Raw genomic sequence first — 22946 nt, 5'->3', positions numbered from 1 at the left:
TCGGGCGGCGGCCGCTCCTCCTGTCCGCCGCGCCCGCCGCGGCGCTGGTCATGACGGTCACGACGGGCGCCTCGGCGGCGCCGGTCTGGACCGGAGACTTCGAGACAGGCGACCTGTCCCAGTGGAACACGACCCTGAACGGCGAGCACATCACCGTGGTGACGTCGCCTGTCTTGCAAGGCACGCGCGCCGGGCAGATCCAGCTCACCAACGACGCCAGGTGGCCCAATGGCATCAAGCGCGTCGAGCTGAACCACAAGCCGGCCGCGGGCCGCACCGCCGAGGGCGCCCAGACGTATTTCGCCTGGAGCTTCTATCTCCCCGAGGCGCTCGCGGCGGACCCGCCGACCCAGATCGGGTACTGGGAGTCCGACGCCACCTACAATCAGATGATGTCGTTCGAGGTCGTCGGACAGCGCATCAGCTTCGCCACGCGCAAGCCCAACAACAAGGTGCACTGGGAGGCGAACGGCGCGGTGACGCCCGGCGTTTGGCACCGCATCGCGCTGCACGTCCGGTGGTCGACGAACCCTTCGCAGGGCTCGGTCGACGTGTGGTTCGACGGCGAGCAGGTCGTCACCGCGGGCCAGGCGCAGACCCTCGCCGACAACAACGCGCACTTCACGCAGCTCGGCCTGCTGCGCAACCCGGCCGAGTTCACGGACAGCCCGATCATCGTCCTCGATGACGCCGTGGAGGGCGACACGCTCGAGGACGTCCGCCCCGCGCTGCCCTCCACCGGGGAAGGCGGCGCCGGGGGCGCCGGCGGCGGCGGGACCGGCGGGGCCGAGAACACCGGGGGCGCGGGCGGCGCCACGACGAGTGCCAGCGCCAGCGCGAGCACCAGCGCCAGCACCGGCGCTGGCACGGGCGGCGGCGCCGCGGTCGGCTCCGGCGCGTCGACCTCCGCCGCTTCCGGCGCCGGCGCCACCGGCTCGGGCTCGGGCGCCGGCGGGGCGGACGCAGGGGGCGACGAGGGCGAGGGAGGCGACGAGGGCGGCTGCAGCTACCGCGCCGTCGGCTCCAGCGCGCCCGCGCCCGCGGCGCTCGCCGGCCTCCTCGTCGCGCTCGCCTTCGCGCGGCGGCGCGAGCGGCGCTGAGCCGCCGCGAGCGCGGGCAGCCCGGCGCTCGATCAAAGAAAATCAAAAATCAGATCAATTTTATTAAACACGAGATTGACATTGTTGGCCTCGGGTCAATAATACCGTCATCCCGTGGCAAGATTTGTCGTTCGATGCCCGAGCTGTGACGGCGAGCTGCGCGCGACGCGGCTCGGCTGTCAGGCCTGCGGGACAAACCTGGACGGTCAGTTCGAGATCCCGGCGCTGCTCCAGCTGTCGCCGGACGATCTCGCCTTCGTGACCGCGTTCGTGCGCTCGTCCGGGAGCCTGAAGGCGATGGCTCAGCAACTTCAGGTCAGCTACCCGACCGTGCGCAACCGGCTCGACGAGATCATCGGCCGGCTCGACGCGCTGGAGCAGGGGGTTCAGCGGCGCCGGCACGAGATCCTGGACGCGCTCGAGAACGGGCGGCTCTCCGCGAAGGAGGCTGAAGAGGCGCTGCGGAAGGTGGGACTATGATGATGACCACGCCTGACGAGAGAGTTCGCGCGCTCGTGCGCGACAACGTCATCAAGCCCGCGGAAGGCGAGCGGCTGCTGGCCACGATGGCGCCGCGGCCGCCCCGGCGCGGCTTTCGGCTCGCGCTGGACCCCTTCGAGCGCTTCGGCGGCGGGGTCGCCGCCGCGGCGGGGCTCGCCCTCGCCGCGCTGAGCGTCGCGATCACGCGGCTCGGCGTCCGCTTCGACGGCTTCCTCGACCTGCACGCGACGCCGGACGCCATCCCGATCAGGACAGCGCTCCTCGAGCAGGTCGTCGCGTGGCCCCTGCCCGCCCTGCTCTTCTGGGCCTACGCGCGGCTCCTGCGGCGGCGCGTCCGGCTCATCGATTTCCTCGGCGTGACCGGGCTCGCGCGCGCGCCGCTCGCGCTCGCGGCCCTCGCGCTCGCCCTGCTCGCCCCCGAGGCGCCGGCCGGCGCGCCCAGGCTCACGCCCGGGCTGGCCGCCCTCGCCGTCGTGGCGACGCTGTGCCTCGCGTGGTTCCTGACGCTCCTTTATCAGGCCTTCAAGAACGCCTCCGGCCTGCGCGGCGCGGCGCTCGTCGCAGGGTTCATCGGCCTCGTGCTCGCGTCGGAGATCCTGTCGAAGGTCGCGCTCGCGCACCTCGGCTGATCCGTCTCCCCGGCGCGCCCGCGGCTCGCGTGACGCGCGCTCGTTCGCGCTCGTTCGCGCTCGTTCGCGCTCGTTCGCGCTCGTTCGCGCTCGTTCATGCTCGCTCGCCGCGAGGGCGCACCGGTGCGCTCCGGCGGTGGAATGCCTCTCCTTGCCTGTTCGGAGGGTTCGTCATGTCGTTGCGATCGTGTCTCCTGGTCCCGGCGCGCCGCGCCGCATTCGCTGTCTCCTGCGCGGCCGCGCTCGCGTCGTCGTCCCTCGCCTCCGGCTGCGGAGCCGGCGAAGGCGGCGCGCCGCCTCCCGGCGGAAGCAGCGCGCTCCCGGGCGACGCGGGGCCGACCCCGGACGCGCCCGCGTGTCCGGAGGCGGCGAGCGCCGAGATCACGGCGGAGAACGCGCGCGGCGCGCTGGCGGGCACGCTCGAGGTGCCGGCCGGGTGCGGGCCGTTCCCTGCGGTCGTGATCATCCCCGGGTCGGGGCCGACGGACCGGGATGGCAACCAGGCGACGGCGGGAATGCTCGCGGACTCGTACAAGCTCCTGGCCGAGGGCCTCCGGGACAGGGGAATCGCGTCGATCCGCTACGACAAGGCCGGGATCGGCGGGAGCGTCTCCGCGGCGCCCCGCGAGGAGCAGGAGCTGCGCTTCGACATGGGCGCCGACGACGCCGCGCTGTGGGTGAAGAAGCTCCGCGACGACGGGCGGTTCGCGACGGTCACCGTCGCGGGGCACAGCGAGGGCGCGCTGCTCGGGATGCTGGTGGCCCAGAAGACCCCGATCGACGGCTATGTCTCGATCGCGGGCGCGGGGCGGCCGGTCGGCGCGGTCCTGCGCGAGCAGCTCGCCAGCCTGCCGGACGAGGATCGCGAGAGGGCATACGAGATCCTCGGCCAGCTCGAGGCGGGTGAGCTCGTGGAGGAGGTCCCGCAAACGCGGCTGTTCCTGGGGCTGTTTCGCCCGAGCGTGCAGCCGTACCTCATCTCGTGGATGAAGTACGACCCCGCCGCGGAGATCGAGAAGGTGACGGCGCCGATCCTGATCGTGCAAGGGACGACCGACATCCAGGTCAAGGTGGAGGACGCCGAGCTGCTCGCCGGCGCCCGGCCGGACGCGGAGCTGGTCGTCATCGAGGGGATGAGCCACGTGCTCAAGGAGGCGACGCTCTCGGAGGTGTCGCAGCAAGCGGCGTACACCGATCCGACGCTGCCCGTCGTGGCGCGCCTGTTCGAGGCGCTCGAGAGGTTCATTCCGGTGGAGTGACGCGGAGTGACGTAGAGACGGAAGACGGAAGACGGAAGGGAGCATGCGAATCGCGACGAGCGGGCGCGCTGGCGCTGGCCGGGCTCCTCGCCTCGAGCGGCGCTCGCCCGTATTCCGCGGTCAGCTCGAGATCTGCGTCTCTTCGTAATATCGTGCTTCGAGCGTGTTTCCGTCCGGATCCTGGAAGTAGAACCAGTGCACGGTGGAGCCGCGCGCGCCGAACGACGGGCTGCTCTTCGTGTGCATCGCGACGCCCGCCGCGGCGAGCCGGGCGGCCAGGGCGTCGAACTCGTCGCGATCCATCGCGAGGCAGACGTGGTTGATGGGCCTTCCGGCGGCCGACGCTTTCGCCTCGCCGGTGTACTTCCGGAGGAACTCGGCGGAGGAGACCGACATCAGGTCGAGGATCGAGGCCTCGGACAGGCGAACGCTCGGAAACGGGGCCTTGCCCGCACGGAACTCCTCGGCGCGGACGCTGGTCAGCCCGATCACCTGGGTGTAGAACTCGAGCGCGCGGAGCGGATCCTCGACCCACAGGACGACATGATCGATGTGGAGTGACATGGCGAGGAGGATGCTACCGCAGCGGGCGCCACGCAGGCCATCGTGGAGCCCCGCGCTCAGGCACGGCCCGGAGGATTCCATGTCGCTTGGATGTTGTGCGCGAGGCGCCCTCGCCGCGGCGCTCGTATTTGCCGTCGTCATGGGGGGCTCAGGCTGCGGCAAGGACGCGCCTGAGGCGCCCGGGGGAACGCCGCCGGGGGCCGGCGGTACAGGCGGCTCGGGCGGCTCGGGCGGCAGCTTCACCGGCGGGGAGACGGCGGCGCCTTATGCGATCGCGGCGTTCGAGCAGGTCCGGATCACGAGCGACGCGGGCCAGCCGAACTTCCAGCAAGCGAACACGGAGTTCGAGCTCCGCGACGGGCCGTTCGCGAGCGTGAAGCTCGTCGTGGACCTCCAGACCACGTGTTACCCGTTCGAGACGTGGGAGGACAACCCGCCGCCGGAAGGCCAGAGCTGGCCCGCGGACTGCGACGCGTTCGATCGCAACTTCGAGTTCTCGCTGGACGATCCGGGCGATCCGGCGGTCGAGCCGCCCGGGATCGAGCTGGTGCGCGCGATCACGCCGTTCGGGGGGCCGCTGCACCTGGAGGTGGACATCACCGACGTGGCGAACGGGCTCGCCGCGGGCAAGCACCGGCTGCGGGCGGTGATCCCGACGTGGTCCGACGCGAGCGGGCAAGTGAGCGGCTCGAACGGCGGGTGGAACGTGAGCGCCACGATCGAGGCGGTGCCCGGGCCGGCGCCGAGAAAGGTGCTGGCGGTGATCCCGCTCTTCAATGGATCGCAGACGAGCGCTGACAAGCCAGGACCGCTCTCCGTGCGCGTGCCCGAGGGGACCGTGAGCTCGCGCCTGGAATACCGCGTGACCGGCCACGGGGGCGGCGAGATCGAGACGGGGTGCATCGGGCCGGCGGAGGAGTTCTGCAAGCGAACCCACAGGATCCTGGTGGACGGGGCCGAGGTCGAGCGGATCAGGCCCTGGCGGGACGACTGCGAGGAGCTCTGCACGCTCACGCACTACGGGCCAGCGGACACCGGGTTCGATTACTGCCTGGAGAACCCGTGCGGAGCGATCGAGAGCGTGAGGGCGCCGAGGGCGAACTGGTGCCCAGGGAGCGAGTCGCCGCCGCTGGTCTCGGACGCGGACGCGCTGAGGGCGCCGGGGGAGCACACGCTCGAGTGGGAGATCTCGGCGCTCGCCGAGGGCGGGGTGTGGCGGATCTCGGCGACGTATCTCGCTTTCGGCGAGTAGCGCCGCTGCGGGAGGTCGCTCCAGCGCGTGATCGACGCACGGGCGACGTATGGGCGACGTATGGGCGACGTATGGGCGACGCACGGGCGGCGCACGGGGGCGTCCGCGCGGAGAGGCCTCCCGTGGCCGGCCTGTCAGCTGAAGCGCGCCCGGATGGGCGCCGGTCTCTCGCAGATCGGGCACGCGTCCGCGCGCTCGGCGATCTTGCCGCAGTCCTTGCAGTCGACGCGGTAGCCGTGGAACCCGGGGTCGTGCAGCTCGACGCTCGTCTGCGCCTTGTCCGCGCGCTTTCCCTCGTACTTCACGCGCGCTGGCACGAACGCGATGAAGCGCACCTCGATGTGCTCGCACCGCGAGCACCGCTCCGGCACCGCATACGCGTTGGTCGTCGTGAGCCCGCGCGCGAGGCCACCCTCGTCGTGGCACCGCGGGCAGCGATCGTCCTTGAACAGGACGTGCTGGCACGCGGCGCACGCGACCTCGTACAGCCCGTCGACGAACATCTCGCCCTTGTAGACCCACTTGACCGGGCCGACGGGCTCGCCCTCCATGAGCGGCACGAGCCCGTCCACGTACGCGCGCAGGTTCAGCTGCCGTCCCCCGCACGACGGACACCCCGCCTCGACCAGCTCGGCAAACGCGCGCTCGGATAGACTGCTCATGTACGCCGCCTTCTAGCACGCCTCGGTCCCGCGCGTACCGGTCGGGCGCGCGCGTGCCGGTCGGGGCGTGCCGGTCGGTCGACCGAGCGCCGACGGCGTTCACGACGCCCGGTCGAGCGCGCGGGGAGTCGTCCGTCGCCGGGTCCTCGTCCCTGGTCTGGCGCGATTTGTCGCCGCGTGGCGCGGTTTGTCGCCTTCGCGATCGGTTTACAGCCGAGTACACAAGCGCTCGCAATGGGAGAGCGCCTGTGTCTGCGCGAGCAGGCCGGGCGAGAGCCGATTCGCTCCGTCTCATCCCATCAACAAGGCCGTCGAGGGCTTATTCCATGACAAGTCTCAGATCCTTGCTGATACGTCAGGTCGCTCAATCACGCGCTGCCCCATGGCACGCGGGGCGCTTGCCGCTCCTCGTGTGCCTGGGCGCGCTCACGACCGCCTGCACGGCCGGCACCGACGATCCGGTCGAGCTGGACGGGCCCGTCGGTCAGGCGGAGCAGGCGCTGTGCGCGCCGGACGACAAGGCCTGCAACGACAGCACCATCCACGACTGGCCGACGTGGTCCCAGCAGCCCGACCGGCCGGACGCCGTCATCGAGGGGGAGGCCCCGGACGCCGGCACAGGCACGTTCCAGGTCCAGGCGTGCGATCCGAGCCAGCTCGGCAAGCTGCCGGAGAACCCGAACCCGAAGGGCGCCGATCTCCAGAACATCACCACGAACTTCCACGTCCTGCAGTCGATCCAGCTCCTCGCGTCGATCGTCAACAAGACGGCCGAGGCGATCAACGGACTCAAGACGGAGCCGGCCGCGGACGCGGACAAGGGCACGTGCGTCTGCAGCCAGCAGGTGTCGACCCAGTGCCTCAACGTCATCCAGCAGGACAAGACGACGTACGAGGAGTGCATCGACTTCTGCGACCCGAGCTCGTCGACGGCGAACCCGTGCAGCACCGGCGTGCTCGTCTGGCTCTCCAACGACATCCAGCAGACCCAGGCGGGCAAGGCCAAGTGGGCGCTCAGCACGGTGAAGTGGCTCGACAAGATCGCGGACGAGATCGGCGGCGGTCAGTTCGCCAGTTTCCTGAGCCAGTTCGGCGGCGAGCTCGACAACCTCAGCGAGGTGCTGTCGAAGATCCAGTGCTACGTCGACCAGTACACCGAGGGGTACCACCTCGGCAGCTACTCGGATCAGCGGCCCGACCTGCACATGTGCATTCCGTGGGCCGGACACGGCGCGTACGCCAACCTGTCGGACAGCGACCGGTGGGGCATCGGCGGCCGTTACACCTCGCACAACCTGAGCAAGGAGCGCCGCGCCCAGATGCGCACCGGCGGCTTCGCCGTGACCGCGTTCGGCGAGACGCTGAGCATCCTGCCAGGGATGGAGTTCAACATGCAGCTTGACGGTTACAAGTGGTTCAACCGTGAAGCTCCCCTCGGCATCGAGGAGCTGGGCCACCTCGCCGGCGGCGGGGTCAGCCTCGACGCCGCGAAGAAGCTCGGCGTCTTCTACCTCGCGGACGAGGACCAGATGACGTCCCTCGACTCCGACGGCGACGGTCGCGTCTCCCCACAGGAGTTCCTGATCGGCACGTACATGCCGTTCAACTACACGCCGACCGACGGCGTCCCGGCCCAGCTCACCTGGCCCCGGGACGGCGCGGAGGCGGTCGAGGACTGGGAGGGGAAGTCGGCCGCGATCCTCGCCGCGGCGCTCAACCTCGACCTGAAGCTGAAGCCGATCGAGAAGGAGCTGACGCCGATCCCCCTCCCGCCGGTCCCCGGCGCGTACCTCATCCCGTACTTCAAGCTCGGCGCAGGGGCGAAGTGGTACGACGAGGCCTATCACATGCGCAAGCGCCTGCAGGAGGCGCTCAACAAGAACACGCCGAACAAGATCTCCGATCTCGACTTCAACCGCGACATGCACGGCTTCCAGGCGCCGGACGTGACCGCGGAGGCCGGGACGCAGGTGTCGGTGAAGCCGGAGGTGGGCGCGAAGCTCTTCCTCGGCGTGCCGATCGGCAAGTTCCTGAAGGTGGGCGTGGAGGCGAGCATCGGCTTCTCGGTCGATATCAAGCCCAAGGGCTCCGGCGGCGTGGTCGACCTCAACGCCTCGCTCGAGCAGGCGCTCGTGAACAGCAACCCGAACGAGGACCTCGAGTGCAAGCCCGTCTTCTCCTACAAGGATGAGGCGTCCTGCTCGAGCAAGTACATCCCCGACTCGTCGCTGGATCTCGCCTGCTCCCCGCTCGAGACAAAGAACTCCTGCTGCATCACGTTCGTCAACGGCAGCCGCGCCTGCCTCGACGACTGGACGGGGGTCACGCAGGACCTGTGCAGCCCGTCGAAGCTCTCGTACGCGCTGTTCTCGACCTTCCTGAAGGAGAAGGACGCGAAGACGTACAAGAACCTCTTCCAGCACGCCTTCACGACCCAGTGGAGCGCGAACAAGACATGCGAGGAGTGCGCGAACGACGGCACCTGCCCGAACAGCTTGCGCGCCCCGGCGATGCCCGAGATCTCGGCGTGCGCCAAGCACGGCGTGTGCTGCCTGCCCGCGGTCTCGTCGCCCTACGGGTTGGCCTACACGCTGTCGCTCACGGACGGCACGTTCGGCGGGTCCCGCTTCCTCCAGCCCACCGACCTCGCCTACGATCGGACCGGAAACCGCCTCTACGTCGCGGACCGGACCGCCGTCCGCCGCATCAACCCGCAAACCGGCCAGGTGACCACGATCGCCGGGTCGTCCGTGGCAGGCAACGTCGATGCGGTCGGGACCGCCGCGCGGTTCAACACGATCTCGGGCATCGCGTACGACGCGGGCTCGCTCTACATCGCCGATCGCGGCGCTCGCTCGGTCCGCAAGCTCAACCTGAGCACGAACCAGGTGACGACGATCGCGGATCGGACGGTGTTCCTGACCCCGCGGGACGTCGCCGTGCACGGCGGTGCGCTCTACGCCACCGACAGCGGCGCCCGCACGGTGATCAAGATCCCGCTCCCCTCGGGCGCGGCCACCACCGTGGCCGGCACGTCGGGCCAGGCCGGCGGCACCGACGGCACCGGCGCGGCGGCCCGGTTCTCGGAGCCGACCAACATCGTCGCCGACGGGCGCGGCAGGCTGTACATCAGCGACACGTTCAACAACACGCTGCGGCGGTTCGACGTCGCGTCGGCGGCGGTCACCACCGTGGCGGGGCTCAGCGGCTCGGCGGGATCGGCGGACGGCATTGGCTCGGCCGCCCGGTTCACCGCGCCGAAGGGGCTCGCCGTCGACAGCGCGGGTCACGTGCTCGTCGTCGAGGGCAACAAGCCCGGTCGCGTGAGGAAGCTCGACCCCGAGACCTCCGCCGTGACGACCGTCTCCGGCGCTCCTGGCACCGTGGCGACGGACGGCCTGGCCGACGACGCGATCTTCGAGCTGCCCTCGGGCGTGGCCGTGCTCCCGACCGGCGACATCTACCTGAGCGACACGACCCCTGGGACGGTCCGCAAGATCAGCGGCGACTGCAACCCGGGCATCCCCGGCGCCGTCGTGTACGACGTGACCGAGGCCGAGTGCCCCGGCAACTTCGACGCGTACAGCTGCCTGTCCGAGACGAAGGTCGACTCCACGGCGTGGCAGGGCCCGGGGTGCCACCCGCTCCAGACAGGCTTCCTGTCGGCGTGCGGCTGCACCTCGAACGCTGATTGTGCCAGCGGCGAGACGTGCGATGTCCAGGCGAAGGTGTGCACCGTCGGCGGGACCCCCGTCGATTGCGTCTGCACCGCGCAGAGCACCTGCCCGAGCTCGCCCGGCCGCGCCTGCGTTGACGGGGCGTGCGCCAGGCACTGCACCTACAGCCCCTCGACGGCCAACACGGCCTGCGGCCTCACCGAGGTCTGCACACCGGGCGGCACGTGCGAGCCCAAGGCGGGCCCCAACGTGCCTTACGCCGAGGAGGTGATCTGGGGCATGAGGAACGGGGATGACCCGGTCCACGCGATCGCGACCTACGGCCTGACCGAGATCGAGCTCATCGCCGCGCTCAACGCGGGTATCCACGTGGGCCTCGAGGCGAGGCTGTTCAAGAAGTGGAAGAAGTTCACGCTGTGGAAGTGGCGCCGGAGCTTCGATATCGGCTCGGTCTCGAAGTACAAGTTCCAGCCCGGGCTCGAGGCCACCTACCAGTGGGATAGCTCGCCGCTCGGCGACGTGACGAACTACCAGCCCGGCGAGGTCACGCGGTACACGCAGGTGAACGCGTCGACGGCCGACTTCCTCGCGTGGTGCAAGGACGAGCTGTCGCTGCACACGGCGGATCCGCTGCCCCCCACCACCGGTGACGTGGTCGGCGGCGTGGAGGACGTCGTGAACTTCGGCTTCGACGTGGGCGAGACGGTCTCGTCGGCCGAGAACCTCTGCATCAACGGCCAGCCCATGACCACCTGGCTGCAGGATCAGGACGCGCTCACCCAGGCGTTCGTGCAAGGGACCTGCTCGTACGTCGGGCCGTCGACCGGCTCGCGTGGCAGCCTGGATTTCCCCTGCCAGGAGTCGCATCGCCACCTGCTCAAGCACTGGGGATGCCTGGACGCGCAGCGCACGGCCACGTCCATCCAGCTCGCGATCGGCGACTTCAACGGCGCCGTGGTCAACCCCGGGACAGCCCACTTCGACCTGACGAAGGTCCTCGTCGATCCGGACGCCGGCCTCGAGCCGGAGAACCTGGTGAAGCGGACCGCGACCTCCGAGGCGTGGCTCGCCGAGGTGGAGACCTGCTTCGACGACCACTACGAGGACACGATCCCCTGCGCGTGCACGACGGACGCGGACTGCAACTCCGGGCCTGGCCAGACCTGCGTGAGCGGGACGTGCAAGACGCCGGAGAACACGGTCGCCGAGTGCTCCGTCGTGGAGAGCTCGGGCGTGACCGTCGAGCGGTGCTGCGGCGACGGCGTGCAGCAGGCCTCGGAGCAGTGCGACGACGGCAACACCGTGAGCGGAGACGGCTGCTCGGCGCTCTGCAAGCCGGAGTCGAAGGGCGCGTGCTGCCGGTCGGGCGGCTGCACCGACCTCGGCCAGGGCGGCATCGGCTCGGGCCAGAGCTGCGAGAACGCCGGCGGCTACTTCGTGAGCGGCTACAGCTGCTCCGAGGTCGACGCGTGCGGGAGCGAGCCAGTCGGCGCTTGCCACGAGGCCGACGGGACCTGCCACGCCCCGACCTCCCAGTCGCAGTGCGCGGCGGTGCCGGGGGCGGTGTTCACCGTCGACGGGGCCTGCGAGAACCCGGTCGTGACGCTGGACCTGCAGCCCGGGAGCGCTGGGTTCGACGCGACCATCAGCAACATCACCGGGTCCAGCGGGACGAACTACGGCAGCTCCCCCAACCTGACCGCGGGGTCCTGGACGGCGAGCAGCGTCTGGTACCGCAACCGGGGCCTGCTCCGCTTCGATCTCTCGCCCATCCCGGCGGGCGCCACGATCGAGCGGGCGCGCCTGAACCTGTATGCGGACCCGGACGCGCGCCTGTACGGCCAGGGGAACTACAACCCGTATTCCCCGGGGCACCTCACGGTCGGCGGCTCCAACGCCTTCCTGCTCCAGCGCATCACCTCGTCGTGGCAGGAGAACACCGTGACGTGGGCGAACCAGCCGAGCGTGTCGACGGCGAACCAGGTGCTCCTGCCCCAGAGCACGTCCTCGAGCCAGGATTACGAGAACATCGACGTGACCGCGCTCGTGCGAGACATGCTCGCCACGGCCGGGAACAACCATGGATTCATGATCCGGCTCCAGAGCGAGGCGAACAGCTACAGGGAGGTCTCGTTCACGTCGAGCGACTACGCGACCGCCCTGAGGCGCCCGAGGCTCGTGGTGCTCTACCGCAATCCGTGACAGCCGGCGTCGCCGGGCCGGCCAGGTAGGGCCATGCAGGCAGGAAGCGGGCGCTCGTCCGTGGGACGACGCCCGCCGCCCTGCCGCCCCGGCCGTCGCCGATGCGCCGGCCCGGCGGCGCCGCATTCACCCGATCTTCAGCTTCTGTCCGACAACTTCAGCGGAACGCAGAGAAAGAATCAGAGAAGACGATGAGATACGCAGCTCGAACCATCGCAGGCATCACTGGCGGCCTCCTCGCGGGCGTGGTGGGGCTCTCCACGGCGCTGGCGCAGGTCACGCCGCTCGACACCAACCACGTGGTCATCATCGACCGCTCCGGCAGCATGAGCGGGACCAACCTCGCCCTCGCGCAGCAGGCGGCGAAGGTCTACGGGAACACCCTCGCCTCGAGCAACGTGCCCGGCTCCCAGTCGTTCACCGAGCAGATCGGCCTGGCGAGCTACTCGGACACGGCCTCGGAGTCCTTCCCGATCACGCCGATCCCGGCGTCCGGCTACGACGCGGCCGTGGACGCGCTCGTCGCGAGCGGGTCGACGTCGATCGGGGCGGGCCTCGGGCAGGCGCTCGACATGCTCACCACCGAGAACCCGACCAAGGGGCCGCGCGAGTGCGTCGTCCTCCTGTCCGACGGGCAGCACAACACGCCGCCGGCGCCGAGCGACTTCCTCTCGGGCTACATCAGCCGCGTGGACGAGGTCCACGCGATCGCGCTCGGGTCGGGGGCGGACGAGGCGATGATGAGTGACATCGCGACCAACTACGGGATCTCGCCCGGGCTCTACATGCGCGCCGACGTCAGCACCGACATCGACCAGCTCGAGCTGCTGGGCGCGTTCCACCGCATGGCGAACGACTGCCGCGAGGGCGGCATGATCGATCAGGGGCTGACCTCGATCCCGGCGGGGGCGACGCTGTGCGCCGACACGCTCGTCTCGGCCGCTCAGATCGTGGATTTCACGATGCTCTTCGTCGGCAGCGCCGCCCCCGACGTGTACCTGACGACGCCGTCGCAGCACCCGGACCCCCAGATCACCGAGACGAACTACGCGTCGTCGAGCTCCGATCTGACCTTCTTCTCGGCCAACAACTTCAAGCGCTTCTCGCTGAACCTCACGCAGTCGTACGAGGAAGGCTTCTGGCAGTTCTGCGCCGTCAACAACTCGTCGTCGACCATCTATCTCTATTCCTCCGTGTCGACGCTGATCGACGACATCCAGCTCAGCGTCACGACGAACGGCCTGAACGTCGGGTCGCAGCCGCTGGTCGTCGAGGCCGCGGTGACCCACCTGGGCGCCCCGGTGACGGGCGCCGCGGTCAGCGCCGAGATGACGGCGCCGAGCGGCGCGGTCACGCCGCTGTCGTTCCATGACGACGGGCCCACCGGCGGGCACGGCGACGCGGTGGCCAACAACGGCGTCTACTCGCTGAAGTTCAACAGTTTCGCCGAGACGGGCAGCCACCAGATCACGGTGTTCGCGGACCACGCTGGCAACTCCAGCGTCCCGATGTTCACGCGCCAGTACACCTTCGGGGTCTACAAGAACCCGACCTCGACGCCGGTCTGCCAGAGCCTCGGCGCGGCGGGGCCGGCGACCACCGCGACGGTGAACGGCACGGCGTGCTTCCAGATCGACCCGGCGAACTACCCGACCGGCTGGACGCCGGCGAAGCTGTGGCTCCAGATGACCTCGATGGACGGCCAGCCGCTGAACGGCGTCACCGTGTCTGTCAACGGCGGGCCGGCCCAGAGCCCCGCGGCGAACAGCTGGTCGGCGCAGTTCCAGACGCCGTTCCCGGGCGCGACGACCCCCATCGTCTACCAGGTGAACACGACGAGCAACCGGCAGCTCCAGCTGGCGTGGCATCCGTGATGGGCGCGGCGCCCCCGGCGCAGGATCGCCTTCGCGGCGTCCGCGCCCGGGGGCGCGCGTGACCTCGTGGCGCGGCGCCGGTGGACCATGGCCTCCCGGCGCCGCGGCGCGCATTTGCGGCGCTGCTGCGCGATGTTCGACGCTGCTGCGCGTCTACCGACGCCGCAGCGCGCGGGATGCGGAGCGGGCGCTCACATAGCCGAGCTCGGCGGCGAGCATGTGCCGCGAGGGGCTGGTGGTGGCCAGATACCGATCCATGAGCGCGACGCGTGTCTCCGCGAGGAGCGCGCGGTGCGACGTGCCCTGCTCCCGCAGCTGCCGCTGGAGCGTGCGTGGGCTCACGCCCATGCGCTCGGCCACGTGGTCGATGTTCGGGTTGCCCTCGGCGATGCACTCGCGGAGCACGTGGCGGACCTCGTCGACGAAGCCGCGCGGCGCGGCGGGCGGCGGCGCGGCGACCCGGCTTGGCTGCTGGAGGCGCAGATGCGCGGAGTCCTCGAGGATCTCGCACAGCCGGGGGTCGGCGGAGCCGAACGGCACCTCCAGGTGCTCCCGCCGGAAGACCAGCTCGTCGTAAGGGGCGCCGAACTCGACCGGCGCGTCGAAGATCCGTTCATATGCACCTGCAGTACATTTGCGGTGGTGCCGGAATCGCACGGCCAGCGGGCGGACGTACTCGCCGGAGAATGTCCGTGCCCGGAGCACGGTCATGCCGACGAGGAGCTCCGACACGGCGGGCACGCCATTGGGCGAGACATGGCGGAAGCGCGCGTGGCCGCCGTCCACGTGCAAGCTCAGCACGCCGGAGTCGGCGAGCAGCGGGGCGAAGCGGATGAAGCGGGTGAGCGCCGCGCCGAAGCTGGCGCTGCTCCGCGACAGGTAGTCGAGGATGTCGAGCGCGCCGACGTCGAGCGCCTCGGCGACGCGGAGCCCAAGGTCGCTGCTCACCCGCTCGGCGGACGTCCAGACGTAGCGCGCTGCGCTCAAGCGAATCGGCACGCCGCGCCGGCAGAGGGCCTCCGGCGGCAGCCCCGCGCTTCGCAGGACCGCGTCGAGCGGCAGGCCGAGCTTCGGTGCGGCCGAGACGAGGAGCAAGACAAAGTCAGAAAATGCAGCAGGATCTGGCTCTTTAGGCACATTTCCTCACACGTTCAAGAACTCACAAAGATAGGGGCCGGTGCGGGGCCGTTCAACCCGGGCAGGGCGTCGGGAGTGTGCGCTCCCGTGGACGCCATGGCTTCGCCATGATCGGCCCATGCGTTCGCCATGCCCGCTCGTCGTCGAGACGCCCGGGCCGGCTGCCGCTGAGCGTGCGGCGGCCGCCGATCGGGCGCCGGGCATCGCCGCACAGGTCGGCTCGCTCTCGGCTGGTCAGGATCGACCATCAGCAGACATCGGGCCGTGGCCCCTACACCCGTGCGGTCTCCTCGAGCTCCTTGCCGCGCGTCTCCGGCAAGAGCCACAGGATGAGCGCCAGCGCGGCCAGCGGGAAGATCGCCGTCGCGGACACCGCCTGTCCCCAGCCGATCTCCTCCGCGGCGAAGCCCACGGCGACAGGAGACAGGATATAGCCGATCCGGCCAAGCAGGTTGTTGGACCAGGCGAGCGCGTCGCCCCGGAGGTGCGTCGGGAAGAGCTCCGTCATGTACGCGTTCAGCACGGGGAGCACGCCGCTCGCGCCGAAGATCGCGAAGACCAGCGCGGCCGTCAGCCCGGCGCGCGAGCCGAGCGAATACGCGCCGAGCACGCCGGCCGCCGCCAGCGCATAGATGATCACCGCACCGCGGCGGCGGCCCACCACGTCGAGCAGCTTGCCTGACGCGAAGATGAGCGGCATCGACACGACCGCGGCGAACGTGATGCTGGCGCCCACCTCGGCGTCGCTGAACCCGCGCTCCCGCAGCGCGAACGTCTTCCAGAACGTCACCGCGTTCTGCGTGCAGACGTACGTGAGCCCCCAGATCAGCGCGAGCTGCAGCATCCGCCCGCGGTACGGCGAGCGCCAGATGCGCGCGAACGGCTGCGCGCCCTCGAGCTCCCGCGCGGCCGCCGCCTGCTCGAACCGCGCCGTCTCGCGCAGCCCGCGCCGCGCCACCGCCATGATCACGAGCGGAATGCCGCCGACGAAATAGACGCTCCGCCAGCCGTACGGGGTCGAGAGGAGCAGCGGCACGATCCCGGCGCACACGATGGATCCAAGGCTGGAGAACGCCTGGATGACGCCGATCACCATCCCGCGCCTGTCGCTCGGGTACTCCTCGGCCGCGTACACCGTGCTGACCGCCCACTCGCCGATGAGGAAGATGCGCGCCAGCAGCTGGCAGACAGCGAACACATAGACGTTCGGCGCTAGCCCCGTGAGCACGGAGAAGAGCGTGTATCCCGCGATGGTGACCGTGAGCACCCGCCGCCGGCCCCACTCGTCCGCCTTGCGCACGAGCAGGTAGGCGACCATCGTCCCCGAGTTGATGACCCCGACGAGGAGCCCCTCGTGGCGCGCCGCGAGGCCCATCTCCGCGCCGAAGTTCGGCAGGATCTGCGTGAGCGCGAGGAAGTCGTACCCCTCGAAGAACGAGGCCACGCTCAGGAACCAGAACAGCCGCCGCTGGTACGGCGTGAACGGCGTCTTCTGGTGCGGGGCAGCTGTCGTCATGTCGCCTGTTCCCTCCGCCCGAGCGGGCGCTCGTAGACGCGATAACGCCGGTAAGGCACGCACCCGGCCGACTCCACGATGTGCCGCATCGGCGCGTTGTCCTCGTGGATCAGCGAGGCCTCGAGCCGCTCGTACCCCGCCGCCCGCAGGCCGTCGACGACGTGCTGCACGAGCAGCGCGTAGAGGCCCGTCGACCTGTACGCCGGCACGACGCCGATCAGCTTGAAGCTCGCCGTCCGGACGCGGCGCAGCGCCGCCGCCGCGCGCGCCCACCCGAGCGGCCACAGCCGCCCGCGCGCCGCCGCGAACGCCTCGTTCAGCTCGGGGAGGCACACGGCGAACGCCGCGGGCTCGCCGCGCACGGTCGCGATCTGCAGGAGGCGCGGGTTCGCGAGCGCCACGAAAGCGCGCCCGAGGTTCAAGAACTCCGCGCGCGACATCGGGACGACCTCCGGCACGCCGCGGTACGCCTCGGTGAAGACCGCGTGGGCGATCGCCATGTCGCGCGAGAGGCGGTGGACCGCCACGCGGCGCACCTCCAGGCCAGGGATGCGCACGGACGCGGCCTTCTGGCGCAGGGCCTCGGGGAGCTCCCGCCGGCGCCCCGCCGAGTCGAAGAGCGGGGTGTCGTAGGCGAGCATGTCGTAGCGCTTCGAGAACCCCTCGGCCTCGATGAGCTCGCGGTAGTACGGCGGGTGGTGGCCGGCGAGCATCGGCGGCCGGGACTCGTACCCTTCGATCAGGAGCCCGATGTCCTCCACCCGCGTGACGTTGCGCGGGCCCCGCAGCGACGTCGCGCCGAGCGCCCGCGCGCGCTCGCTCACCGCGCCGAAGAGCGCCCGCGCCGCCTCCGGGTCGCGCTCGCACTCGAAGAAGCCGAAGAACGCCGCGCGCTCGCCGCTGTGGCGGTCGTGCCCCTCGTCGAGGAGGAGCGAGAGGCTCCCGACCGTCTCGCGCCCGCGCCGCGCCCGGAAGAAGCGCAGGCTCGCGCCGCGGAAGAAGGGGTTCTTCGGGTCGATGCGCCGCAGGACCAGCGGGCGGAGCGGCGGCACGTAGGCGGGGTCGGCCGCGTGGAGGCGGAGCGGCAGATCGAGGATGTCGGCGAGCTCAGCGCCGCCCCTCGCCTCCTCGATCGCGATCGACATCGAGGCTCAGTACCCCGCGAGCCGCTTCAGCCGGAAATAAAGCGGTGTGGGGCTGTCCTCGTGCTTCTCCTTGAACGGCCCGCTCATGAGCGGCAGGTACATCACGCGCCGCTGGCTCGCGTCGCCCGTGGCCGTGGCCTGCGCGACGCGGTGCCAGATGCGGCCGTCGTGGATGGTGAGATCCCCCGCCTCGGCCTCGAGCGCGTACTCGCCGGGGTCGGGCCGGTGGTCGAGGAAATACGCCTTGCGGGTGACCATCTCGAACAGGCCCTGGCGGTGCGACGAAGGGATCAGCCGCACGCCGCCCTTCGAGAGGGGCGAGTCGTCGAGGTAGAAGCCGACGTTGAGGTAGCGGCGCGGCTTCTCGAGATAGAAGACGTCGCGCAAGCTGTCCGTGTGCCAGCCGAGGCGCTGGTACGTCGACCCCGGCTCGTGGCGGTAATGGTTGATCACGAGCCCGTCGCGCTCCCGCTCGCCGATCCGGTAGCCAGGCCCGGCCACGTCGAGGATCGCGCCGAAGCGCGGATCGCGCAGGAAGGCGCGGAGCCGCTCGCCGAAGAGCGACGCGAACACCATGCGCTGGATGTAGCGCGACCCGTCCTTCCTCGTGCCGAGGATCAGCGGGACGCCGTGGATGTGCGTCCTGCCCTCGGCGACGAGCCGGCGGTCGATGTCCTCCACCTCCTCGACGAGCGAGCGCACCACGTCGCGGCCGGCGAAGCCCTTGAAGCGGATGAACCCGTACGTGTCGAGGAAGTCCCGCTGCTCGGCCGTGAGCGCGCCGCCGAGCGTGAAGTCCGGCAGCCGGAGCTGCTGGTCGACCGGTGGCGAGCCGGCGCTCGCGGGCGGTGCGGCACGGGGCGTATCGCGCGGGGCGTTCACGAGGGATCTCCTCGCCGCTCCCTAGCGCAGCCGGACCGCGGCGGGAACAACCGCCCCGCGGGAGCGCGCCGGCGCGAAGTCTGCGCCTCGGCGCGCACGGGCTGCGCGCGCGGCGCCGCCTCGCGCTCGGCGAGGCCTCGGGGCGGCGCCCCCGGCCCGCGCCGACAAGCCGCCTCCCCCGCCTCCCTATCGTTCATCGCACTGTCATCGCGCTCATCTCACGTTCCGCCCAGGTCGTGGCACCTGCCTTGCAAACGCGGCGCGCGACCGATGATGCGTCAGCCGGACCGAGAAGCGGAAGGGGAACCGCGCAGCGCACCGCTCGAGCCCGCCGTCCGGGAGCGACAGCGCGGCGAGCGCCGCTGGACACGGGGCCTGCCGCTCGTGCTCTGCGTCGCGCTCGGGGCGGCCGCCGGGCTCGGCGGTTACACCTTCGTCTACGCGAAGGGCGCGTCATACCTGCAGAACGACCCGTCGGCGTGCGCCAACTGCCATATCATGAACGAGCAGTTCGACGGCTGGCAACGCTCGAGCCACCGCGCGGTGGCAGGGTGCAACGACTGCCACGCTCCGCACACCTTCCTGGGCAAATATGCCACGAAGGCGACCAACGGGTTCTGGCACTCGTTCGCCTTCACCTCGGGCCGCTTCCCGGACCCGATCCGGATCAAGCCAGGCAACCTCCGCGTCACGGAGGAGGCCTGTCGCGGGTGTCACGGCGACATCGTGCACGCGATCGACAGCGAGCACCGCGGCGCGCCCCGGCTCTCGTGCGTGCGCTGCCATGAATCGGTGGGCCACCTGCACTGAGCCGCGCCCGCCGCTCGAAGGATGGATTACGATGACGGAGCCCAGGGACGAAGGATCCACGACCAAGAGCCCGCGGCGGCCGGCGCTCCGGCGCTACCTGCCGCTCATCGCGATCGGCGCGGCGGCCGCGACCGCCGGGATCGCCGCGCTGCTCGTCAACATCTTCGAGCACAAGCAGGAGGCGAAGAACCCATTCTATCGCGTCGTCGAGCTTGACGATACGATAGAGGACCCGGCGGTCTGGGGGAAGAACTTCCCCATCCAGTACGACGGCTACCGGCGCACCGTCGACCAGAAGCGCACGCGCTTCGGCGGGAGCGAGGCGGTGCCGCGCACGCCCACCCAGGCCGATCCGCGCAGCGTCGTGGCGCAGTCGAAGCTCGAGGAGGACGGGCGGCTGAAGACGATGTGGGCCGGCTACGCGTTCTCGCGCGACTTCCGCGAGGAGCGCGGGCACGCCCACATGCTCGAGGATCAGGTCTACACCGAGCGGCAGGTCGCGACGAAGCAGCCGGGCACGTGCATCCACTGCCACGCGTCGGTGTACGTGCCCTACAAGAAGCTCGGCGGCGGCGACCTCATGCGCGGGTGGGAGGCCATGAACCAGATGCCCTTCCCCGAGGCGCGCAAGCTCGTGACGCACCCGGTCTCGTGCATCGACTGCCACGATCCGCAGTCGATGCAGCTCCGGGTGACGCGGCCCGGCTTCCTCGAGGGGATCCGCGCGCTCAAGGCGTCGATGGGCGAGAAGGACTACGACGTCAACACGATGGCCACGCGCCAGGAGATGCGCTCCTACGTCTGCGGCCAGTGCCACGTGGAGTACTACTTCAAGGGCCCGGAGAAGCGCCTCGTGTACCCGTGGGCGAAGGGGATCAAGGTGGACGAGATCTACGCCTACTACGAGGAGACGGGGCACGCGGACTGGACGCACGCGGAGTCGGGCGCGAAGGTGCTGAAGGCGCAGCACCCCGAGTTCGAGATGTGGAACCAGGGCGTCCACGCCCGCTCCGGGGTCGCGTGCGCGGACTGCCACATGCCCTACCAGCGGGTGGGCGCGGCGAAGGTCAGCGATCACCACGTCCAGAGCCCGCTCCTCAACATCAACCGCGCGTGCCAGACGTGCCACAGGTGGCCCGAGGACGAGCTGCGGCAGCGGGTGGAGACGATCCAGGAGCGCCACTTCGAGACGCGGAGCCGCGCGCTCGACGCGGTGACCGAGCTGATCGGCGACATCCGGCGGGCGAGGGAGGCGGGCATGGCGGACGAGGCGCTCGCCGGCGCGCGGGCGGCGCAGCGGAAGTGCCAGTTCTTCGTCGACTTCGCCGAGGCCGAGAACTCGTCCGGCTTCCACGCCCCCCAGGAGGCGATGCGCATCCTCGCGTCCGCCATCGACACCTGCCGTCGCGGCCAGCTCGCGCTCCGCGACGGCGCCCCGCCCGGAGCCGCCGGAGCGCTCGCCGCGCCGGCGGGAGCCGCTGCGCCGCCGGGCTCCGCTGCGCCGAGCGCCTCCGCGGACGGTGGCGCCCACAAGTGACTGGCACTCTGGGGAGAGGTTGGCCATCGGGAAACCGTTTGCTCGGACTATCCACTTGTGTTTGATAGCCCGATGAAGCGCGCCCTTCGGATCGCCGCCGCGGCCGTGGTCCTCCTCGCGGTCCTCTTCGTCGCCCGCCTCTACCTCTCCATCCGCTTCGGCCGCCAGCCCACGGTCGATCCGACGCTCGTGGCTCGCTCGGTGCACCAGGAGCCGGCGCTCCTCGCCGAGGCAAAGGCGCTCCCGGTCGCGCGCACGTTCCCGCGATCGATCCATTTCCAGCAGAACGGGACGTTCTGCGGGCCGGCGAGCCTCGTGAACGTGCTCGCCTCGCTGGGCTCCCCGGTGGCCGATGAGTCGGCGGCGCTCGAGGGCTCCGGCCTCTGCCTCACCGGGATCTGCGTCGGCGGCCTCACCCTCGACGATCTCGCCCAGGCGGTGCGCGCCCGCGGCCGCACCGCGACCGTGCTGCGCGACCTCACCCCCGAGCAGCTCCAGCAGCACCTGCGCCGCTCGAACGATCCGGCGCGCCGCTATATCGTGAACTTCGCCCGAGCGCCCATCTTCTCTGTCGGCGGCGGGCACCACTCGCCCGTCGGCGGTTACGTGGAGGACAGGGACCTCGTCTACGTTCTCGACGTCCACGAGAGCTTCCAGCCCTGGCTCGTCGAGCGCGCGAAGCTCTTCGCCGCCATCGACACCGTGGACTCCTCGAGCGGCAAGAAGCGCGGGCTGCTGCTCATCGAGTGACGGAACGCGCGACACGGGTGGGCTCGGGCTCATCCTCCCCCTTCCGAGCGCGGCTCAGGCGGCCGGCGGCAGCGGCTCGTCTTCGGACGGCTCGTCCTCGAGGCGGGCCAGCGCTGGAACGCGGCTGGCCATCAGCGACAGAAAGAACATGGCCGCGCCCGCGAGCGCGACGAGCAGCGCGATGCCGCGACCCCGTCCCGTTCCCACGACCTGGCCCACGAGCGGGGCCAGCGCGCCGTCCGCGCGCATCAGCGGCTCGAAGACGTGCTCGGCGAGCGGCCCGGCGACCGCGGCGGCCAGCGGCAGGGTCGAGATGGCGACCATCTGCCGCACGGCGAACACCCGCCCCTGGAGCGCGGCGGGGATCTGGGTCTGCCACAGCGCCTGGCTCGAACCGCCGTAGAACGGCTGACACAGATAAAAAACGAACGCGCCCGCGGCGACGACCGGCAGCGCGCGGGACGTCGAGGCGACGGCGACCGCGACGCCACCCAGCGCGATGAACCCCAGGATCCCGTGGACCCGGCGTCGCGGCCCGCCCCAGGCGAGCATCACGACGCTGCCGACGAGCAGGCCGAGGCCGCCGAGCGTCACGACGACAGAGACGGCGCGCACCGACGCGAGCTCCATGAGCATGGGCGCCGCGAGCGCGTTGACCATGCCGACCAGGAGGTTGATCGCCGCGAAATAGCCGAGCAGCCAGCACAGACCGCGGCGCGTGCGGAGGTACGTCCAGCCGCGCGTGAGCCGGGCCCACGGGGACGCGTCGTCCGCGCGCGAGGCCGGGGGCAGCGCCGGGATGGGCACCGGCAGCAGCAGCAGGAGCCCGACGACGAAGCTCGCGCAATCGACGAGGAGCACCCCGCCGAGCCCCGCGCTCTCCAGCAGCAGCGCCGACACCATCGGCGCCGCGAGCTGCGCCACGCCGTTGCCCATCTGCGCGGCGCCCCCCGCGCGCCCGAGGTGCTCCCGGGGGACCATCTGGCTCGTCACCGCAGAGAAAGCCAGCCAGTCGAACGTCGAGAGGCACGCGCTCACGACCGAGAGCACGTACACATGGTGCACGCGCAGCTCCCCCGTGCGCTGCAGCAGCACGAGCGCCGCGGAGGTGACGAGCTCGCCGATCGCACAGCACACGAGGATGCGGCGGCGATCGACGCCGTCCACGAGCGACCCCGCGAACGGCGCGAGCAGCAGCGAGGGGATCCGCGAGAACATCATCAGCAGCGCGTACTGCGTGGCGGAGGCGCTCTGCTGGTAGACCCACACGCCGAGCGCGAAGGAGGTGAGCGCCGAGCCGAGCACCGAGAGCAACCGGCCGGCATAGAGGATCCAGAACGCTTTCAACCAACAAACCTCCGCGCGACGGCGGAGGCGCCGCGCTGCTCCGCCGAGGACCGCGCGCTCACGAGCGTCTCGAGGCGCATCGCCGAAACATGGCGGGCCGGG

The 22946-nt window shown here is 70.7% G+C and carries 17 protein-coding genes; 10 read left to right on the top strand and 7 right to left on the bottom strand.

Annotated features, from left to right (window positions below):
• The first annotated feature begins 50 nt into the window (after positions 1–50).
• The 4 genes from WME85_RS10135 (at position 51) to WME85_RS10120 (ending at position 3489) form a co-directional block, all read left to right on the top strand.
• Positions 51–1100, top strand: a complete 1050-nt coding sequence (locus WME85_RS10135) for a polysaccharide lyase (RefSeq protein ID WP_437837390.1) — start codon at positions 51–53, stop codon at positions 1098–1100.
• A gap of 114 nt (positions 1101–1214) precedes the next feature.
• Positions 1215–1580 carry a DUF2089 domain-containing protein gene (locus WME85_RS10130; protein WP_437308909.1) on the top strand — a complete coding sequence of 122 codons (366 nt, stop codon included), beginning with the start codon at positions 1215–1217 and terminating at the stop codon, positions 1578–1580.
• Entirely contained in the window at positions 1577–2230 is a 654-nt protein-coding gene (locus WME85_RS10125; protein WP_437837389.1) for a YIP1 family protein, read from the top strand. The genes WME85_RS10130 and WME85_RS10125 overlap by 4 nt, the downstream gene beginning before the upstream one ends.
• A 173-nt stretch (positions 2231–2403) precedes the next feature.
• Positions 2404–3489 (top strand): alpha/beta hydrolase, encoded by a 1086-nt coding sequence (locus tag WME85_RS10120; protein ID WP_437837388.1) that lies wholly within the window; start codon positions 2404–2406, stop codon positions 3487–3489.
• A 120-nt stretch (positions 3490–3609) separates the two neighbouring features.
• Here the strand turns inward: WME85_RS10120 and WME85_RS10115 are convergent, their stop codons facing one another.
• Positions 3610–4053: a VOC family protein gene (locus WME85_RS10115; protein WP_437837387.1), complete on the bottom strand. Its 444-nt coding sequence runs from the start codon at positions 4051–4053 to the stop codon at positions 3610–3612.
• A 79-nt stretch (positions 4054–4132) separates the two neighbouring features.
• Here WME85_RS10115 and WME85_RS10110 point away from each other — a divergent pair, with 79 nt between their 5' ends.
• Positions 4133–5305 carry a peptide-N-glycosidase F-related protein gene (locus WME85_RS10110; protein ID WP_437837386.1) on the top strand — a complete coding sequence of 391 codons (1173 nt, stop codon included), beginning with the start codon at positions 4133–4135 and terminating at the stop codon, positions 5303–5305.
• A gap of 134 nt (positions 5306–5439) precedes the next feature.
• On the opposite strand, the gene WME85_RS10105 is transcribed toward WME85_RS10110, so the two are convergent.
• Positions 5440–5967, bottom strand: coding sequence for a hypothetical protein (locus WME85_RS10105; protein ID WP_437837385.1), 528 nt, complete (start codon positions 5965–5967; stop codon positions 5440–5442).
• A gap of 398 nt (positions 5968–6365) precedes the next feature.
• Here WME85_RS10105 and WME85_RS10100 point away from each other — a divergent pair, with 398 nt between their 5' ends.
• On the top strand, positions 6366–11846 hold the full coding sequence (locus tag WME85_RS10100) for a DNRLRE domain-containing protein (RefSeq protein ID WP_437837384.1): 5481 nt from the start codon (positions 6366–6368) through the stop codon (positions 11844–11846).
• 191 nt (positions 11847–12037) lie between these two features.
• The gene (locus tag WME85_RS10095) at positions 12038–13720 is read left to right on the top strand and encodes a VWA domain-containing protein (RefSeq protein WP_437837383.1); all 1683 of its coding nucleotides are present in this window, start codon (positions 12038–12040) and stop codon (positions 13718–13720) included.
• Positions 13721–13873: 153 nt separating this feature from the next.
• Here WME85_RS10095 and WME85_RS10090 read toward each other — a convergent pair whose 3' ends face one another.
• The 4 genes from WME85_RS10090 to WME85_RS10075 form a co-directional block, all read right to left on the bottom strand.
• Positions 13874–14815 (bottom strand): AraC family transcriptional regulator ligand-binding domain-containing protein, encoded by a 942-nt coding sequence (locus WME85_RS10090; protein ID WP_437837382.1) that lies wholly within the window; start codon positions 14813–14815, stop codon positions 13874–13876.
• Between the two features lie 313 nt (positions 14816–15128).
• Positions 15129–16373, bottom strand: coding sequence for an MFS transporter (locus WME85_RS10085; RefSeq protein ID WP_437837381.1), 1245 nt, complete (start codon positions 16371–16373; stop codon positions 15129–15131).
• Complete coding sequence (locus tag WME85_RS10080) at positions 16370–17518, bottom strand: hypothetical protein (RefSeq protein WP_437837380.1); 1149 nt, start codon at positions 17516–17518, stop codon at positions 16370–16372. Before WME85_RS10080 ends, WME85_RS10085 begins: the two co-directional genes overlap by 4 nt.
• A gap of 6 nt (positions 17519–17524) precedes the next feature.
• Positions 17525–18400: a phytanoyl-CoA dioxygenase family protein gene (locus tag WME85_RS10075; RefSeq protein WP_437837379.1), complete on the bottom strand. Its 876-nt coding sequence runs from the start codon at positions 18398–18400 to the stop codon at positions 17525–17527.
• 270 nt (positions 18401–18670) lie between these two features.
• On the opposite strand from WME85_RS10075, the gene nrfH reads away from it, so the two are divergent.
• The 3 genes from nrfH to WME85_RS10060 all read left to right on the top strand — a co-directional run bounded on the left by nrfH (position 18671) and on the right by WME85_RS10060 (position 21497).
• The gene (nrfH, locus tag WME85_RS10070; protein WP_437837378.1) at positions 18671–19210 is read left to right on the top strand and encodes a cytochrome c nitrite reductase small subunit; all 540 of its coding nucleotides are present in this window, start codon (positions 18671–18673) and stop codon (positions 19208–19210) included.
• A gap of 31 nt (positions 19211–19241) precedes the next feature.
• Positions 19242–20747, top strand: a complete 1506-nt coding sequence (locus WME85_RS10065; protein WP_437837377.1) for an ammonia-forming cytochrome c nitrite reductase subunit c552 — start codon at positions 19242–19244, stop codon at positions 20745–20747.
• A 72-nt stretch (positions 20748–20819) separates the two neighbouring features.
• On the top strand, positions 20820–21497 hold the full coding sequence (locus WME85_RS10060; protein WP_437837376.1) for a phytochelatin synthase family protein: 678 nt from the start codon (positions 20820–20822) through the stop codon (positions 21495–21497).
• A gap of 54 nt (positions 21498–21551) precedes the next feature.
• Here WME85_RS10060 and WME85_RS10055 read toward each other — a convergent pair whose 3' ends face one another.
• A complete protein-coding gene (locus WME85_RS10055) occupies positions 21552–22844 on the bottom strand; it encodes an MFS transporter (protein ID WP_437837375.1) in 1293 nt (430 codons plus the stop codon).
• Positions 22845–22946: the final 102 nt, after the last annotated feature.

The sequence above is a fragment of the Sorangium sp. So ce1153 genome (assembly GCF_051521595.1).
Taxonomy (GTDB): Bacteria; Myxococcota_A; Polyangia; order Polyangiales; family Polyangiaceae; genus Sorangium.
The sequence above is the reverse complement of the archived record's forward strand: the minus strand, read 5'-3'. Positions and strand labels throughout refer to the sequence as shown.